The sequence below is a fragment of the Rhodopseudomonas palustris genome (assembly GCF_013415845.1).
Lineage (GTDB): Bacteria > Pseudomonadota > Alphaproteobacteria > Rhizobiales > Xanthobacteraceae > Rhodopseudomonas > Rhodopseudomonas palustris_F.
On sequence record NZ_CP058907.1, the window covers coordinates 2,244,714 to 2,260,385 of the forward strand.

The window sequence follows — 15,672 nt, forward strand, 5'->3', positions numbered from 1 at the left end:
CGTTCTGTTCACTATTCGGAACCGGACCGTTGAGAAGATTGCGCCTTTTCCTTGCCGTGTTGACTCTTGCGCTCGCGTTTGTCGGCGGCGCTCAGCTTGCGCAAGCCGCGGGGCGTCTCGGCGAGTATCTGTCACGTGCAACGCCATCCGAACTAGTTCCTGGCGCCGATCGCTTCGGCCCGCTACAGGGCGATCCGGCGCTGGCGCCCGCGTATCAGGGTGACCGACTGCTCGGCTTCGCCTATCTGAATTCAGATTTCGTCAACTCGACCGGCTATTCCGGCAAGCCGATCCAGATGCTGATCGGCATCGACCCGAACGGCGTGATCACCGGCCTGAAGCTGGTCGATCACAAAGAGCCGATCGTGCTGGTCGGCATCCCGGAAGCCAAGATCCTCGGTGCTGTCAACAAGCTGATCGGAGCTGATCTGGCGCCGGTGGCGCGCGGCAAGGCCGCGGCGCCGCAGGTCGACATCGTCAGCGGCGCCACCGTCACCGTGCTGGTGATCGGCGATAGTATCGTCCGCTCTGCGACCAAGCTGATCAAGAGCGGCCGGATCGGCGGCGGGCAGGGCGAAGTTGCGCAGGCGCCGCCGGTCAGCAAGACCATCGATCTGGGCAAGAGCGAGGTGCGCGATTGGGAAAGCCTAGTCGGCGACGGTTCGGTGCGCCGGCTGCTGCTGACCAATGTCGACATCAATCAGGCGTTCGAGAAGTCTGGTAACCGCGAAGCGGCGGTTCGTCCCGAGCCCGGCGAGCCGACCGACACTTTCATCGAGCTTTACACGGCTGACGTCGGCGTGCCGACGATCGGACGCAGCCTGCTGGGCGACGATGGCTATCAGCGGCTGAAAGCGCGATTGCAGCCCGGACAGCAGGCGCTGGTGATCGCCGGCCACGGCACCTACTCGTTCAAAGGTTCCGGCTACGTGCGCGGCGGCATCTTCGACCGCATCGAGCTGATCCAGGACGGCAACAGCATCCGGTTCCGGGATCGGGACCACACCCGGCTTGGCGACCTCGCTGCCGAGGGCGCGCCGGATTTCCCGGAGATCGGGTTGTTTCTTGTGCCGAGCGAATTCGGCTTCGATCCGACCGAGCCATGGTCGCTGCAGCTCCTGGTGCAGCGCGTGATCGGAGCGCGCGATAAGGCGTTCCTTACCTTCGACCTCGGCTACACGCTGCCCGAAACTTATATCAAGCGCGTGCAGCGCGCCGTAACGGTCAGCGACACGTTGGCACCGGCAGCGGCTTCTGCGCCGGGGGCTGCGGCCACGGCCGCTTCGCCTTCGGCCGCCGCCGCCGATGCGGCGCAGGACGAACCTCTGTGGATGCGGATCTGGCGTGGCGATCTGGTGCGGATCGGCATTCTCGGTGTCGCACTGATAACGCTGACCCTGATCTTCTTCTTCCAGAACCAGTTGGTGCGCAGGCCGGCCGTGTACGTCTGGGTGCGGCGCGCTTATCTGACGTTCATTCTGGTTTGGCTCGGCTGGTACGCCAATGCGCAGCTTTCGGTTGTCAACGTTCTGACCTTCACCAATTCGCTGATCACCGGATTCAGTTGGGACTACTTCCTGTCGGCGCCTTTGATTTTTGTGTTGTGGGCGTCGGTCGCTGTGGCGCTGCTGTTTTGGGGCCGGGGGCCGTTTTGCGGTTGGCTGTGTCCCTTCGGGGCGTTGCAGGAGCTTCTCAACAACGTCGCCAAGGCGCTGAAGGTGCCGCAATTCGAGGTGCCGTGGAGCCTCCACGAGCGGCTCTGGCCGATCAAATACATCGTGTTCCTCGGCCTGTTCGGCCTGTCGATCTACTCGACCGCGGCCGCAGAGCATTTCGCCGAGATCGAGCCGTTCAAGACCTCGATCATCCTCAAATTCGCGCGGGAGTGGCCGTTCGTGCTCTACGCGGCGACGCTGCTGGCGGCCGGCCTGTTCGTCGAACGGTTCTTCTGTCGCTATCTGTGCCCACTTGGGGCGGCGTTGGCGATCCCCGGCCGGATCCGGATGTTCGAATGGCTGCGCCGCTGGCCGGAATGCGGCTCGCCATGCCAGCGCTGCGCCAAGGAATGCCCGGTGCAGGCGATCCACCCAGAAGGGCACATCAACGTCAACGAGTGCATCTACTGCATGCACTGCCAGGAACTGTATTTCGATGACCATCGCTGCCCGCACATGATTCAGCTGAGGCTGAAGCGGGAGAAGCGCGAAGCGCTATCTTCGACCTCGATGCGCGGTGGCAAAGGCCCGGCGACCGTCATTCTCGCCGGGGGCAAGCCGCTTGCTGCCCAGCCGGCGGGCGCAATCGAACTACCTCCAGCACCGTAAAACCCCAAGGAGAGCAACATGGGCGACCAGGATCACGAACACGGCCTTAGCCGACGAACGCTACTCGGAAGCAGTGCCGTCGCAGCCGGCGTCGGCCTCGTCGGCGGCGCCACCCTCGGCACCGGCGGCACGCTGATCGCCACTGCCGAAGCGCAGACCAAGCCGAGCAGCCCGGCGCGCCCGGCGATTCAGAAGAGCGAAGTCCATCCGGGCGAGCTCGACGAGTACTACGTGTTCTTCTCTAGCGGCCAGACCGGCGAGCTCCGGATCGTCGGTCTGCCGTCGATGCGTGAACTGATGCGGGTCCCGGTGTTCAACCGCTGCAGCGCCACCGGCTGGGGCCAGACCAATGAGAGCCTCAAGATTTTGACCGAGGGCCTGCTGCCCGAAAGCCGCGAGTTCCTGAAGACCCGTGGTGGCACCTATGTCAATGGCGACCTGCATCACCCGCATCTGTCGTTCACCGAGGGTACCTATGACGGCCGCTACGCCTTCATGAACGACAAGGCCAACACCCGTGTGGCGCGGGTCCGGCTCGACGTGATGAAGTGCGACAAGATCATCCAGCTGCCGAACCAGCACACCGTGCACGGCCTGCGCGTCCAGAAATATCCGCGCACCGGCTACGTGTTCTGCAACGGCGAAGACCGCGTTCCGCTGCCGAACGACGGCCACAACCTGAAGAAGACCAAGGACTACCACGCGATCTTCACCGCGGTCGACGGCGACACCATGAAGGTGGCCTGGCAGGTGATGGTCGACGGCAACCTCGACAACGTCGATGCCGACTACCAGGGAAAATACGCGTTCGCGACCTGCTACAACTCGGAGGAAGGTGTCACCGCCGCCGAAATGACCGCCAACGACCAGGACTGGGTGGTGATCTTCAATCTCAAGCGGATCGAAGAGGCGGTGAAGAAGGGCGACTTCAAGGAAATGGGTGGCGTACCGGTGATCGATGGTCGCCACGGCTCGCCCTACACCCGCTACGTGCCGGTGCCGAACGGCCCGCACGGCATGAACACCGCGCCGGACGGCATCCACATCGTCGCCAACGGCAAGCTGTCGCCGACCGTGACGGTGATGGACGTGCGGCTTTTCGACCAGCTGTTCGACGACAAGATCAAGCCGCGTGACGTCGTGGTCGCCGAGCCGGAGCTGGGCCTCGGCCCGCTGCACACTGCCTATGACGGCAAGGGCAACGGCTACACCACGCTGTTCATCGACAGCCAGATCTGCAAGTGGAACATCGATTTGGCCAAGCGCGCCTACAAGGGCGAGAAGGTCAATCCGATCATCGACAAGCTCGATGTGCACTATCAACCCGGCCACAACCACACCTCGATGGGCCAGACTAAGGAAGCCGATGGAAAGTGGCTGATCTCGCTGAACAAGTTCTCCAAGGACCGGTTCCTCAACGTCGGCCCGCTGAAACCGGAGAACGATCAGCTGATCGACATTTCCGGAGAGAAGATGAAGCTTGTGCACGACGGCCCGAGCTTCGCGGAGCCGCACGACGCAACCATTGTCCATCGCTCCAAAATCAATCCGATCTCGGTCTGGGATCGGGCGGATCCGATGTTCGCCGATGCGGTGAAGCAGGCTCAAGCCGACGGCGTGAAGCTGGAGGAAGACTCCAAGGTGATCCGCGACGGTGACAAGGTGCGGGTCTATATCGTGGCGACCGCGCCGAACTTCGGTCTTACCGAGTTCGACGTGAAGCAGGGCGATCACGTCACCGTTTATGTCACCAACATCGATACGGTCGAAGACCTCACCCACGGCTTCTCGATCGTCAACTACGGCATCCAGATGGAAGTCGCGCCGCATGCGACTGCGTCGGTGTCGTTCACGGCCGATCGTCCCGGTGTGTACTGGTATTACTGCTCCTGGTTCTGTCACGCCATGCACATGGAGATGAAGGGCCGCATGCTGGTCGAGCCGAGGAGCGTCTGAGCATGGCGATGACGGTTCTATCGACGATCGTGGTGGTGGCGGCGCTGTTCAGCGTCGCCGCGACCGGCGCGGCCTCGGCCGCGCGGATCGACGTCGTGCCGTCGTCGGATCTGCAGGCGGTGCTGAATGGCGCCAGCGACGGCGACACCGTCGCGCTGGCGCCTGGGGATTATCGCGGGCCGATCCGGATCGAGCGTAAGCTCGCCCTGATCGGCCAGCCCGGCGCTGGAGTGCTCGGGCATGGGCAGGGCAGCGTCATCACCGTGGTGGCGCCCGACGTCACGGTACGCGGCCTCGCGGTGCGCGGCTCGGGCCGCGATCCGCAAACGATGGACTCCGGGATCTTTCTGACCCAGACCGCCGAGCGGGCGCTGATCGAAGGCAATCGCCTCGAGGACAATTTGTTTGGCGTCAACGTCCACGGCGCCCGCGGATCGCGGGTCGCCCACAACACCATCGAGGGGCTGCGCGGCATCCGCCTGAACGATGCCGGCAACGGCGTACGCGTGTGGAATGCGCCGGATGTGGTCGTCGATGGCAACACCATCCGTTATGGCCGCGACGGCATCTTCTCGGTGACGAGCACCAAGGACCGCTTCATCAACAACCGGTTCGAGAAGGTGCGGTTCGCGGTGCACTACATGTACACCAACGACAGCGAGATCAGCGGCAACGTTTCGGTCGGCAATCACGGCGGCTACGCCATCATGTATTCCAACCGGCTGACGATCTTTGGCAACGTCTCCGAGCGTGACCGCGATTTCGGGCTGCTGCTCAACTATGCAAACTTCTCGCGGATCGAACGCAACCGCGTCGTCGGCGGACCGCTGTCAGGGATCAGCGCCGATTTCGAAGGCGCAGACGCCGACAAGGGCATGATGCCGGTCGAGCGTGGCGCAGCTGCGGCCGAGTTCGGCCCGACCAAATGCGTCTTCATCTACAACGCCAACAAGAACCGGTTTCGCGACAACTGGTTTGAGAGCTGTGACATCGGCGTGCACTTCACCGCCGGTTCGGAAGGCAACGAGATCGTGGGCAATGCGTTTATCGGCAATCGCAATCAGGTGAAATACGTCGGCACCCGCGACCTCGACTGGTCGAAGGATGGCCGCGGCAATTACTGGAGCGACAATCCGGCCTTCGACCTCAACAACGACGGCATCGCCGACGCCGCGTATCGGCCGAACGATCTGGTCGATCGGGTGTTGTGGACCGCGCCGGCTGCCAAGGTGCTGATCAACAGCCCCGCCGTGCAGGTGTTGCGTTGGGCTCAGAGCCAGTTTCCGGCGCTGTATCCGGGCGGGGTGGTCGATACCCATCCGCTGATCGCGCCGCCGGCGCGGCCGATGCCGGGAGTGGCACCGTGACCGCGACCGTCGCCATCGAGCATGTCGAGAAGCGCTACCGCGCGGTACGGGCGCTGCACGACGTGTCGTTTGCGCTCGAGCCCGGACGGCTCAGCGCGCTGGTCGGCCACAACGGCGCCGGCAAGACCACGCTGATCAAGCTGATGCTCGGCCTGATCCGCCCGGATGGCGGATCGATCCGCGTGCTCGGCGAGAATCCTGCGGCCGGTGAGTTTGCGGGGCGCCGCTGCCTTGGTTTCCTGCCTGAGAACGTCGCGTTCAATGCCGCGCTGACCGGGCGCGAGACGCTGGCGTTCTACGCGCGCCTGAAGGGCTGCGACGCCCGGCAAGGCGCTGCGCTGCTCGACCGCGTCGGTCTCGGCGAGGCCTCGCGCCGTCTGGTTGGGACTTACTCCAAGGGGATGCGGCAGAGGCTCGGGTTGGCGCAGGCGCTGTTGGGCCGGCCGCGCGTGCTGCTGCTCGACGAACCGACGACGGGGCTCGATCCGGCGCTGCGGCTGACCTTCTACGAAATCCTCGACGAACTGCGGCGCGACGGCGCCACGGTATTGATCTCGTCGCATGCGCTCGACGAACTCGAAGGCCGCGCCGAACAGGTGTTGATCATGAACCGCGGCATTCTGGTCGCCGACGGCACGCTCGCCGAGCTGCGCGCGTTGGCCGGTTTGCCGATCCGGCTGTCGTTGAAGCTGAATGATCCAACCGTGCGTCCCGCCTGGGTGCCGGGCGATGCTGCGATCGAACGCGATCGCTGCGAGATCGGCGTGCTCGATCACGCCGGCAAAATGCAATTGCTGCGGCAGGCGGCGAGCGATCCGGCGGTCGTCGATATCGGCGTCGCCGAGCCGACGCTCGACGAGCTGTATGCCCATTTCCTCCTGCAGCAGGAGCGGGCGGCATGAAGGCCATCGGCGTCATCGCCCTGAAGGAAATTCAGGAGGGCCTGCGCAATCGCTGGGTATTTGCCGCGACCCTGCTGCTCGCCGGATTGTCGCTGTCGCTGACGCTGCTCGGCAGCGCCCCGACCGGCCATGTCGGGGCGGCGGCGCTCGACGTGGTGATCGTCAGCCTGTCGAGCCTGACGATCTTTCTGCTGCCGCTGATCGCGCTCTTGATCTCGCACGACGCCATCGTCGGCGAGATGGAACGTGGCACCATGATCTTGCTGCTGAGCTATCCGATCGCGCGCACCCACGTCATTCTTGGCAAGTTTGTCGGCCACGTCACCATCCTGAGCTTCGCGACGCTGGTCGGCTACGGCGTCTCGGCGCTGGCGCTGGTGATCAGCGGCACGGCGGTGTCGTCGCAGAGCTGGGCGGCGTTCGTCACGATGCTTGGGACCTCGGTGCTGCTCGGCGCGGTGTTCGTCGCACTCGGGTACGCGGCGTCGAGTCTGGTGCGGCAGCGCGGCACGGCGGCCGGCATTGCAGTGGGAATCTGGCTGTTGCTGGTGCTGGTGTTCGACATGGCGCTGCTCGGTCTGTTGGTGGTCGATCAGGGCCGGCTGATCTCGGCAAGCGTGCTCAACGTGCTGTTGTTCTTCAATCCGACCGATCTGTACCGGCTGAGCAATCTGACCGGGACGAATGTCAGCCAGTTCGCCGGCATGGCGGGGGTCGCCGGCACGGTTCAACCCAGTTTCGGCGGCCTGCTGGCCGGCATGGCGGCGTGGGTCGCGCTGCCGCTCGGCCTTGCCATCGCCGTGTTCGCCCGGAGGGAGCTATGAGGATTTCAGGTCGTATCGCGTTGCTTGCGGCGGCGTTGCTGCTCGCCGGCTGCAACGATAAATCCGGCTCGACCGTGATGCCGCCGCCGGTGGCGCTGAACGCCGACGCGATGGGCGTGTTCTGCGGCATGAACCTCGTCGAACACCCCGGCCCGAAGGGACAGATCATCACCGCGAGCCGGATCGATCCGTACTGGTTCTCGTCGGCGCGCGATGCCGTGGCGTTCACGCTGATGCCCGATCAGCCGCGTGACATCCGCGCGATCTACGTCTCGGACATGGGGCGGGCGCCGAATTGGGATCAGCCCGGTGAAACCAACTGGGTTGATGCCAAGAAGGCTTTCTTCGTGATCGAGAGCCGCAAGCGCGGCGGGATGGGCGCGGCCGAAACCGTTCCGTTCGGCGAGCGTGCGGCTGCCGATGCGTTCGTCGCCGCAAATGGCGGTCGGGTGGTGACGTTCGACGCCATCCCCAGCAACTACGTGCTCGGCAGCGACATCCCGTCCGCCAGCGACCATCACGGCGCGCCAGAGACCCGGGTGAATTGAGCGAGAACCGTCATGTCGCAATCTGCTCTCACCCGACGGCGTTTCGTCACCATCGCCGCCAGTGCGTTTGGCGTCGCGATGCTCGGGCGCGTGGTGCCGTCGCGCGCGAGCGAGCCGGTGCGCTGGCGCGGCTCGGCGCTCGGCGCGCAGGTGTCGATCGAGATCCACCATCCTGATCGCGTCGCCGCCGAGAGGCTGGTGGAGAGGAGCGTGCGCGAGGTGCACCGGCTCGAGCAGATGTTCAGCCTGTATCGGCCGGACTCGGCGATCTGCGCGCTCAACCGGTCCGGTGTGCTGATCGCGCCGGACGGCGATGTGGTGGCGCTACTGCAGACGACGTTAGACTTCGCCGCGCAAACCGGCGGCGCATTCGATCCCACCGTGCAACCTCTGTGGGAGCTGTATCGACGCCACTTCGAGCGGAGCGGGGCGGATCCGTCCGGTCCAGCGAAGGCAGACGTCGCAGGTGCGCTGGCGAAGGTCGGATACGACGGCGTGCTGGTGTCGGCCGATCGGATCGCGCTGAAACGACCGGGCGCCGCGATCACGCTCAATGGTATCGCCCAGGGCTTCGCCACCGATCGCGTGGTCGATCTGCTGCGCAAGGGCGGGATGACCAGCACCCTGGTCGACATCGGTGAGATCCGTGCGATCGGTGCCCGGCCGGACGGCGTGCCGTGGCGGGTCGGCTTGGCCGATCCGGAGAAGGCCGACGTCGAGCTCGGCACCGTCGATCTGGTTGACCGCGCGGTTGCGACGTCCTCTGGCGCCGGCTTCCGGTTCGATCCGGCCGGGCAGTTCACGCATCTGTTCGATCCCTCGACCGGACGCAGTCCGTCGCTGTATCGTTCGGTCAGTGTCGTCGCGCCCACCGCGACCGAGGCCGATGCGCTATCGACCGCATTCAGCATGCTGGATCGTGGCCGCATCGGCACGATCGTTCAGGCGAGGGCAGGGGTCGAGGTGTTGCTCGCTCATGCTGAGGGAAGCGTGCAGTGGCTGCGCGGGTAGATGCCGCGCGGTGCTGACGCTACGGTGATGTCGTGATGCTGGATTGGCCGACCGTCTTTCGTATCATCCATGTGCTCGGCGTGGTGCATTGGATCGGCGGACTGTTGTTCGTCACCTTCGTGATCCTGCCGAGCCTTCTGGACATGGAGGCGACGCGCCGGCTTCAGTTGTTCGATGTGCTGGAGCGGCGCTTTGCCGCCCAGGCGCGGATCTCGACGCTGCTGGTCGGGATCTCGGGCTTCTACATGCTGTACGCCTACGACCGCTGGGCGCAGCTCGCCGATCCGCAATTCTGGTGGCTCAGCGCAATGCTCGGGCTGTGGGCGATCTTCATCGTGATGCTATTTGTCGCCGAGCCGCTGTTTCTGCACGCCTGGTTCGACGCACGGGCGCAGCGCGATCCGGACCGTGCGTTTCGAGTGGCGCTACGTGGCCACCGTGTGCTGAGCACGATTTCGCTGATCACCGTGCTCGGCGCGGTCGGCGGCGCGCACGGGCTGTTCTGAGCCGCCAATCGCGATTCTACTTGCGGCAGAACAACGATGGCCGGGTTCGCTCGGCTAGCGTCAGTTGAGCCATGGAGTGAGCCGCGATGAACCGCAGCAACGCACAGACCGAACGAGGGCGCCGCTGGTACGTCGGCGACCGGCCGCATGTCGACGTCCGCGGCCTACCGTGTCCCGAGCCCTTGGTCACTGTGCTGCGCCTGATCGACGGCAGCGAGGTGGGGGATGGATTGACAGCGCTCGTTAGTCAGGAGCCGCTCCTGCTGTATCCCGAGCTCGACGCGCGCGGCTGGCGCTACCGCACGGTGACGTCGGCCGGTGACACGCTGGTGCGGAATGGCGAGGTAGTCCTTGAGATCGAGCGTAGCGCCAAATGATCGGCGCCAGCGGATTTCTCGGGTCAGCCAAAAGCCGGCTGTTGCCGGCCTCGGTGCCGTTCCGGTTTTTCGTCGCCGCGGCGGTGGGCCACGTGCTGCTGTGGGGCGCAGTCCTGATCGCGGCAAATGACTTCCCGCGGTTTCGCGGCGGCGCCGGGCCGTCGTTGGCCGCGGTGCATCTGTTGACGCTCGGCGTGTTGACATTCACCGCGGTCGGCGCCGCGGTGCAGCTCCTCCCGGTGGCGACGACGAGGCCGTTGGCGGCAGTGTGGCCGATCCGGTTGGCCTCCTGGCTGCTGATCCCTGGCGCGGTGGTGCTGATCGCCGGCATGGCGACTGTTGATAACACCTGGATGATCGCTGGCGCTGCGGCATCGACGCTTGGGCTGCTGCTGTTCGCCGCTCTGCTGGCGGACAATCTGCGGCGCGCCGGCAGCATGCCCGTGGTGCGCGCCTATGGCTGGGCGGCGTTCGCGTCGCTGATCGCGTTGGTCGCGCTTGGGCTTGCACTGTCGCTCGATGAGAGGTTCGGATTTCTGATCGATCACGCCGCCGCGGCCCGCGCCCATATGATCCTCGGCGGCTTCGGCTTCATGGGCATGCTGGCGCTCGGCTTCAGCCACGTCCTGATCCCGATGTTGGCGCTGTCGAACGCACCGGATCAGCGGATGGCGTGGTTCGGTTTCGCGGCGGCGGCCGCCGCGGTCGCGCTTGGCACGATCGGAGCGCTTCGCGACGTGATCGCGCTGCAGAGCGCTGCTTGCGTCGTCGGCGTCGTCGCGGTCGGCCTGCATCTCGGCCTGATGCGCGTTGCGCTCGCTGGCGGGATGCGGAAGCGCCTCGGTCTGTCGTTCGTGCTGATCCGTTTTTCTTGGGTGATGCTGGCGCTGACGCCCCTCGCAACGCTTGCCGCGCTGCAGGGCTGGGCCGGTCTTGGCGGGCCGACGCTGTTCGGGCTGATGGCGCTCGGCGGCTGGCTGATGACTTTCCTGCTCGGCGTGCTGCAGCGGATCTTGCCGTTTCTAGCCTCGATGCATATCAGCCGCGCCAGCGGCGGACCGCCGCTGCTCACCGACCTCGGCATCGCTGCGCCACTGAAGATCCACGCCGTCTGTCATCTGATCGCGATCCCTGCGCTGGGGCTGGCGATCGTGCTCGACAGTGCTCAGCTCGCTGCCGGCGCCGCCGTGATCGGCGCCGCCGGGGCGTTGGCTTTCGCCGCTTACCTCGCCAGCATTCTGCCGTCGCTCACCTCAGGTCGTACCCGCAACTGACATTTTGAAGGAGCCAGCCATGTTCGCCAACCGCATCAGCCGGACCCTGCACGACGAACATCGCGCCACCATCGCGCTGATGGAGCGGCTGGAGGCGGCGATCTCGCGGCGGCAGCCGATCAACATTGCCGATCCCGCCGGTGCGCGGTTGCTCGCCGATCTCGCCGCTGCAATCGAAGCCGATACGCTGCGGCATTTCGATTTCGAAGAGACCCAGCTGTTCACGATGTTCAACTCGGTCGGTGACCAGCTGATCGGCGATCATCTCACCGAGGAGCACAGCTTCATGCGGCCGCTCGGCGAGAAGCTGATTGCGCAAGCGCGGGCGGCGCAGGCTGACGGCTTCGACGCCGATAGCTGGCGTGAGTTCAGCCGTTCTGGCGCCGAACTGGTGCAGCGCATGGTGGTGCATGTACAAAAGGAAGAGATGGCGCTGCTGCCGCTGCTCGACCAGACCATGGACGACGCCACCGAAACCCGCCTGTACGAAGCCTATGTGCAAGCGAGCCAAGGGACGGTAGCGACATGACCGCATTGCCTGCCGCGCGGGGGTGGGGGGGAGATTTATCTTGCCGTTGCTGCAAGACGGAGCAGGGCATGGCGTAACGACGGCGTTGCTGGGCGTTCCGACGGACGCCTTGCGAACGAGCCGTCCGTCACAACTCACCGTTCTGGTTCGTTAGTACGTGGTGTTGGTGCCGAAGACCGAGTCGCGTGACGCCACTAGGCGGGACAGCGATACGATTTGGTACACCGCCGCAATTGCGACAAGAATGTACACGATCCGCGCCGACGTCGACGAGGTGGCCGTTTCGGCGCTGCCGTTGCCGAGAAGTGCCGAGACGAGATCGAAGTCGAACAGGCCGACCAATCCCCAGTTCAGTCCGCCGACGATGATCAGTAGAAGGGTCAGGATGTTGATGACGCGCATTGCATTCTCCATGTGTCGCCGAGCCAACCGCAATGCGGGATGCTCGTTCCTAACGCACGGTGTGATGAGGCGCGGACGACCGAGACGATCCACCTCTCAGATGAACGGTTTGCCGCCGGTGACCGCGACCGTCATGCCGGACGTGTAGCTCGACAACGGATCGGCCAGCATCACATAGGCTGTGGCAAGCTCCGCGGGCTGGCCGGCGCGGCCCAGCGGAACCTGCTTGCCGAAGTTCTTCACCGCGTCATCCGGCATCGTCGAGGGAATGAGCGGCGTCCAGATCGGGCCGGGCGCGACCGCATTGGCGCGGATGCCTTTGCTGGCGAGCATCTGCGCCAAGCCGCCGGTGAAGTTCTGGATCGCACCCTTGGTCGTTGCATAGGCGAGCAGCATCGGGTTAGGCATGTCGGAATTGACCGAGGCCGTGTTGATGATCGCGCTGCCCGGCTTCATGTGCGGCACCGCGGCCTTGGTCAGATAGAACATCGCGTGGATGTTGACGGCGAACGTCGTCTGCCACTCCTCGTCGCTGATGTCGCTGATATCCTTGAAGGTCGCCTGATGCGCGGCGTTGTTGACCAGGAGGTCGATCCGGCCGAATTCCTCGACGGCGTGGTCGACCACGTTGCGGCAATGATGCTGCTCGGAGATATCGCCGGCGACCAGCACTGCCTTGCGGCCTTCTGCCTCGACCAGCTCCTTGACCTGCCGGGCGTCGTCATCCTCGCTCAGATAGGCGATCAGCAGGTCGGCGCCTTCACGGGCGTAGGCGATCGCGACCGCACGTCCGATGCCGCTGTCGCCGCCGGTGATGATCGCGACCTTTCGGGTCAGCTTGCCGGAGCCCTTGTAGCTGTGCTCGCCATGATCGGGACGCGGCGTCATCTTGTCTGTCGAGCCCGGCATGGATTGGCGCTGGCTCGGGTAGGGCGGCTCCGGATATGTCTGCGTCATCAGCAGATCCTCATGTCGCAGCGCTAACCGCGGGAGCGCGTGGCTGTTCCTTGGAAGGGCCGATCGGTCAGGTCTGGAACAGCGCGCTGATCACCGTTTCGGGATCGGCCGGCTTTTCGCATCGGACGATGTGGTCGAACCGAGCAGGAATGGTGTGATGATCGTAGCCGGTCGAGAACACGAACCGAACGCCGCGCGCGGTGAGTTCGTCGGCGATCGGATACACCATCTTGCCCTGCAGATTGATGTCGAGTACCGCCGCATCGAGATGCTGGTTCGACGACACGGCGGCCAGCGCGTCCTCGATCCGCGAGAACGGGCCGACGACTTCGGCACCACTCTCCTCGAACTTGCGCATCATGTCATCGGCGATGAAGTACTCGTCCTCGACCAGAAGAATCCGGAGGCCGGCCAACGCGGTGGACTGACTGATCATGACGCCTGCTCCGCTTCGGTCGTATCGAGGGGAAGGCTGATCGTGCACCGTACGCCGACGTCCCTCAACTCGAATGTAGTGGTCGCGCTCAGCGCATAAGGCAGCGCGCGTTCGATCAGCTTGCGTCCGTAGCCGCCGTTCTGTGCGCCTGGGGTATTGGGTTGTTCCGAGCTGCGGCCATGTTCGATCCAGGCGAGTTCGAGATGGCGCCCGTCCGGTGCCTTGCGAATCTCCCAGGCGACTTCGAGACGGCCGACGAGAATCGACAGAGCGCCACATTTGCGGGCATTGGTAGCAAGCTCGTGGAGCGCCAGCGCCAGCGTCTGAACGCTGGAATTGCGCAACGGCACGTTCGGCCCGCTGATCGTGACCCGGTTCCGGTCGACCGGGCCCAAGGCATCGAGGGCGGCCCGCACTAGCGTGGCAATGGTAATTGGTTCTTGCGCTGAACGTGACAGCAGTCCCTGAACCCGGGCGAGGGCGGTCAGCCGGTCGTTGAATTGGGGGCGGAACTCTTCCATCGTGCCGCAGCTCGCCATCGTCTGCTCGGCGATCGATTGCACCACGGCAATCAGGTTGCGGGTGCGATGCTGTAGTTCGGTCACCATCACTTCCTGGCGCTGCTGCATGCGGCGCAGATCGTCGATGTCGGTGGAGGTGCCGAGCCATGTCAGGATCTCGCCGTCGCTGTCACGCACCGGCGCGGCCCGGATCGCGAACCAGCGATAGGTCTCGGTGAGACCGTGGCGGATGCGGTATTCGGTTTCGAACGAGCCGGTCTCATTGGCGCGCGACCAAGCCGTCGATGCTGTGCGCCGGTCGTCGGGATGCACCGCGTCCTGCCAGCCGAAAGCGAGGCTGCGCATCGGGGCGAGGCCGGTGAAGTCGCTCCATTGCGGGCTCGACCAGATCCAGCCTCCATCCGAGGATGCCTGCCAGACCAATTGCGGAATGCCTTCGATCAGCGCGCGCTGGCGCGCTTCACTCTGGCGGATGCGCTCTTCGTTTCGGCGCCGCTCGGTGACATCCTGACCGATCTTGAGGAAGCCCTGACTCTGCCCGTCGCCGCCGCGCACACTGGTGACACTGCCTTCGATGAAGACCCGCGATCCGCCTTTGTGGGCGTGCCAACGGATGTTGGGAGCCGAGCCGTCGCGGCGCGCTGTCTCGATTTCTTTGACGTCCGCGCCGGAGGCTCGATCCTCGGCCGTGAACAGCATGTTGGCCGAACGGCCCTTGGCCTCTGCGGCCGTCCATCCGAACACCGCTTCGGCACCCGGCAGCCAATCGACGATCCGATCGTTGGCATCGGTGGTGAAGATTGCGTAGTCGCGCGCGGCTTCGACGATCAGTCGAAACCGCTCTTCGGCGTCCCGGAGCGCGCGTACTTTGTTGAGACGGTCGATCACCGGTCCGAGGATGGTGGAATAGGTGCGCAGGAATTCGACGTCGTCCTGTGAAAACTCGCGCGGCTCGGAACTTTCGACCTGGAGCAAACCATACAGCGTTCTGCCCGGCAGTAGGATCGGGACGTTGACGAGCGCGACCACACCGGCGGCTTCCATGAAGGCGGCAAGGTCGTATTGGGGCTCGGTGTGGACGTCGCGAATGATGTCGAGGGGGCTGCCATCGGGCGAGAAACGCTCGGAGGCGATGTCGCGCATCGGCAGCCGGAGCTTGCCAACGATGCCATCGCCCAAGCCGACTCCGGCGCGCACGAACAGGCTTCGTTTGCTCGGTTCGATCTCGAGAACATTTGCGCGCTGTGTGCCCAGCGCGTTGCCGACGAGGCGACAGGCTTCCGTCAGAATGTCGGCCAGATTGTCGTTGCTCAGCGCGAACTCACCGAAGTCGGCGAGCAGCTTTTGCCGCTTCCGCCATCGCAGGTAATGATCCATTGCGGGACTCCGGGGAATCACCGCGTTCAACCTGGGAGGAGAGACAACGTTCCTATTGCCGATTCATCGCTTGCCGATACTCCGCGCTCAGCGGCGCGCGTCGCGGGCGTCCAGCCAGGCGATGATCCCGAGCGCCGCTTCCATTGACCGGGCGCGTCTTTCCCAGTTCTCATAAGCCTCACGGTCGCCGCTTTGCTCGGCCTCCTGCTTCCAGCGATCCGAAAACGCGGACAGCCGTTCTTCGAGCGACAGATGCTGCTTGGTTCGGTTGCGAGGCTTCTTCACACGCAGATCCCTTTCGTCATCGGGATCAAATTAAGGGCGCGGCTCCAGCGATGCATTCACCTATGCTAATCGCGGG

General features: G+C 64.7%; 16 protein-coding genes. 11 read left to right on the plus strand and 5 right to left on the minus strand.

Annotated features, from left to right (window positions below; genetic code table 11):
* Nucleotides 1-29: 29 nt before the first annotated feature.
* From HZF03_RS10270 to HZF03_RS10320, 11 genes are all read left to right on the plus strand, one after another.
* The gene (locus HZF03_RS10270; protein ID WP_119017881.1) at nt 30-2,324 is read left to right on the plus strand and encodes a NosR/NirI family protein; all 2,295 of its coding nucleotides are present in this window, start codon (nt 30-32) and stop codon (nt 2,322-2,324) included.
* 18 nt (nt 2,325-2,342) lie between these two features.
* Nucleotides 2,343-4,280 (plus strand): TAT-dependent nitrous-oxide reductase, encoded by a 1,938-nt coding sequence (nosZ, locus tag HZF03_RS10275; protein WP_119017882.1) that lies wholly within the window; start codon nt 2,343-2,345, stop codon nt 4,278-4,280.
* Between the two features lie 2 nt (nt 4,281-4,282).
* Nucleotides 4,283-5,647: a nitrous oxide reductase family maturation protein NosD gene (locus tag HZF03_RS10280; protein ID WP_179906293.1), complete on the plus strand. Its 1,365-nt coding sequence runs from the start codon at nt 4,283-4,285 to the stop codon at nt 5,645-5,647.
* The gene (locus HZF03_RS10285) at nt 5,644-6,549 is read left to right on the plus strand and encodes an ABC transporter ATP-binding protein (protein ID WP_119019359.1); all 906 of its coding nucleotides are present in this window, start codon (nt 5,644-5,646) and stop codon (nt 6,547-6,549) included. Before HZF03_RS10280 ends, HZF03_RS10285 begins: the two co-directional genes overlap by 4 nt.
* The gene (locus tag HZF03_RS10290) at nt 6,546-7,373 is read left to right on the plus strand and encodes an ABC transporter permease subunit (protein ID WP_119019358.1); all 828 of its coding nucleotides are present in this window, start codon (nt 6,546-6,548) and stop codon (nt 7,371-7,373) included. Before HZF03_RS10285 ends, HZF03_RS10290 begins: the two co-directional genes overlap by 4 nt.
* Nucleotides 7,370-7,921 carry a nitrous oxide reductase accessory protein NosL gene (locus HZF03_RS10295; RefSeq protein ID WP_119019357.1) on the plus strand — a complete coding sequence of 184 codons (552 nt, stop codon included), beginning with the start codon at nt 7,370-7,372 and terminating at the stop codon, nt 7,919-7,921. The genes HZF03_RS10290 and HZF03_RS10295 overlap by 4 nt, the downstream gene beginning before the upstream one ends.
* 12 nt (nt 7,922-7,933) lie before the next feature.
* Nucleotides 7,934-8,932 (plus strand): FAD:protein FMN transferase, encoded by a 999-nt coding sequence (locus tag HZF03_RS10300; RefSeq protein ID WP_119019356.1) that lies wholly within the window; start codon nt 7,934-7,936, stop codon nt 8,930-8,932.
* A 35-nt stretch (nt 8,933-8,967) separates the two neighbouring features.
* Nucleotides 8,968-9,438, plus strand: coding sequence for a DUF4149 domain-containing protein (locus tag HZF03_RS10305; protein WP_119019355.1), 471 nt, complete (start codon nt 8,968-8,970; stop codon nt 9,436-9,438).
* Nucleotides 9,439-9,524: 86 nt separating this feature from the next.
* Entirely contained in the window at nt 9,525-9,815 is a 291-nt protein-coding gene (locus HZF03_RS10310) for a DUF2249 domain-containing protein (protein ID WP_119019354.1), read from the plus strand.
* On the plus strand, nt 9,812-11,089 hold the full coding sequence (locus HZF03_RS10315) for a hypothetical protein (RefSeq protein ID WP_119019353.1): 1,278 nt from the start codon (nt 9,812-9,814) through the stop codon (nt 11,087-11,089). Before HZF03_RS10310 ends, HZF03_RS10315 begins: the two co-directional genes overlap by 4 nt.
* A gap of 19 nt (nt 11,090-11,108) precedes the next feature.
* Nucleotides 11,109-11,618 (plus strand): hemerythrin domain-containing protein, encoded by a 510-nt coding sequence (locus HZF03_RS10320; RefSeq protein WP_119019352.1) that lies wholly within the window; start codon nt 11,109-11,111, stop codon nt 11,616-11,618.
* Nucleotides 11,619-11,768: 150 nt separating this feature from the next.
* Here the strand turns inward: HZF03_RS10320 and HZF03_RS10325 are convergent, their stop codons facing one another.
* The 5 genes from HZF03_RS10325 to HZF03_RS10345 form a co-directional block, all read right to left on the minus strand.
* Complete coding sequence (locus HZF03_RS10325; protein WP_119019362.1) at nt 11,769-12,020, minus strand: DUF378 domain-containing protein; 252 nt, start codon at nt 12,018-12,020, stop codon at nt 11,769-11,771.
* 96 nt (nt 12,021-12,116) lie between these two features.
* Complete coding sequence (locus HZF03_RS10330) at nt 12,117-12,977, minus strand: glucose 1-dehydrogenase (protein ID WP_119019351.1); 861 nt, start codon at nt 12,975-12,977, stop codon at nt 12,117-12,119.
* Between the two features lie 67 nt (nt 12,978-13,044).
* Nucleotides 13,045-13,413 (minus strand): response regulator, encoded by a 369-nt coding sequence (locus HZF03_RS10335; RefSeq protein ID WP_119019350.1) that lies wholly within the window; start codon nt 13,411-13,413, stop codon nt 13,045-13,047.
* On the minus strand, nt 13,410-15,311 hold the full coding sequence (locus tag HZF03_RS10340; RefSeq protein ID WP_119019349.1) for a PAS domain S-box protein: 1,902 nt from the start codon (nt 15,309-15,311) through the stop codon (nt 13,410-13,412). Before HZF03_RS10340 ends, HZF03_RS10335 begins: the two co-directional genes overlap by 4 nt.
* An 87-nt stretch (nt 15,312-15,398) precedes the next feature.
* Nucleotides 15,399-15,596: an EscE/YscE/SsaE family type III secretion system needle protein co-chaperone gene (locus HZF03_RS10345; RefSeq protein ID WP_119019348.1), complete on the minus strand. Its 198-nt coding sequence runs from the start codon at nt 15,594-15,596 to the stop codon at nt 15,399-15,401.
* Between the last annotated feature and the right edge of the window lie 76 nt (nt 15,597-15,672).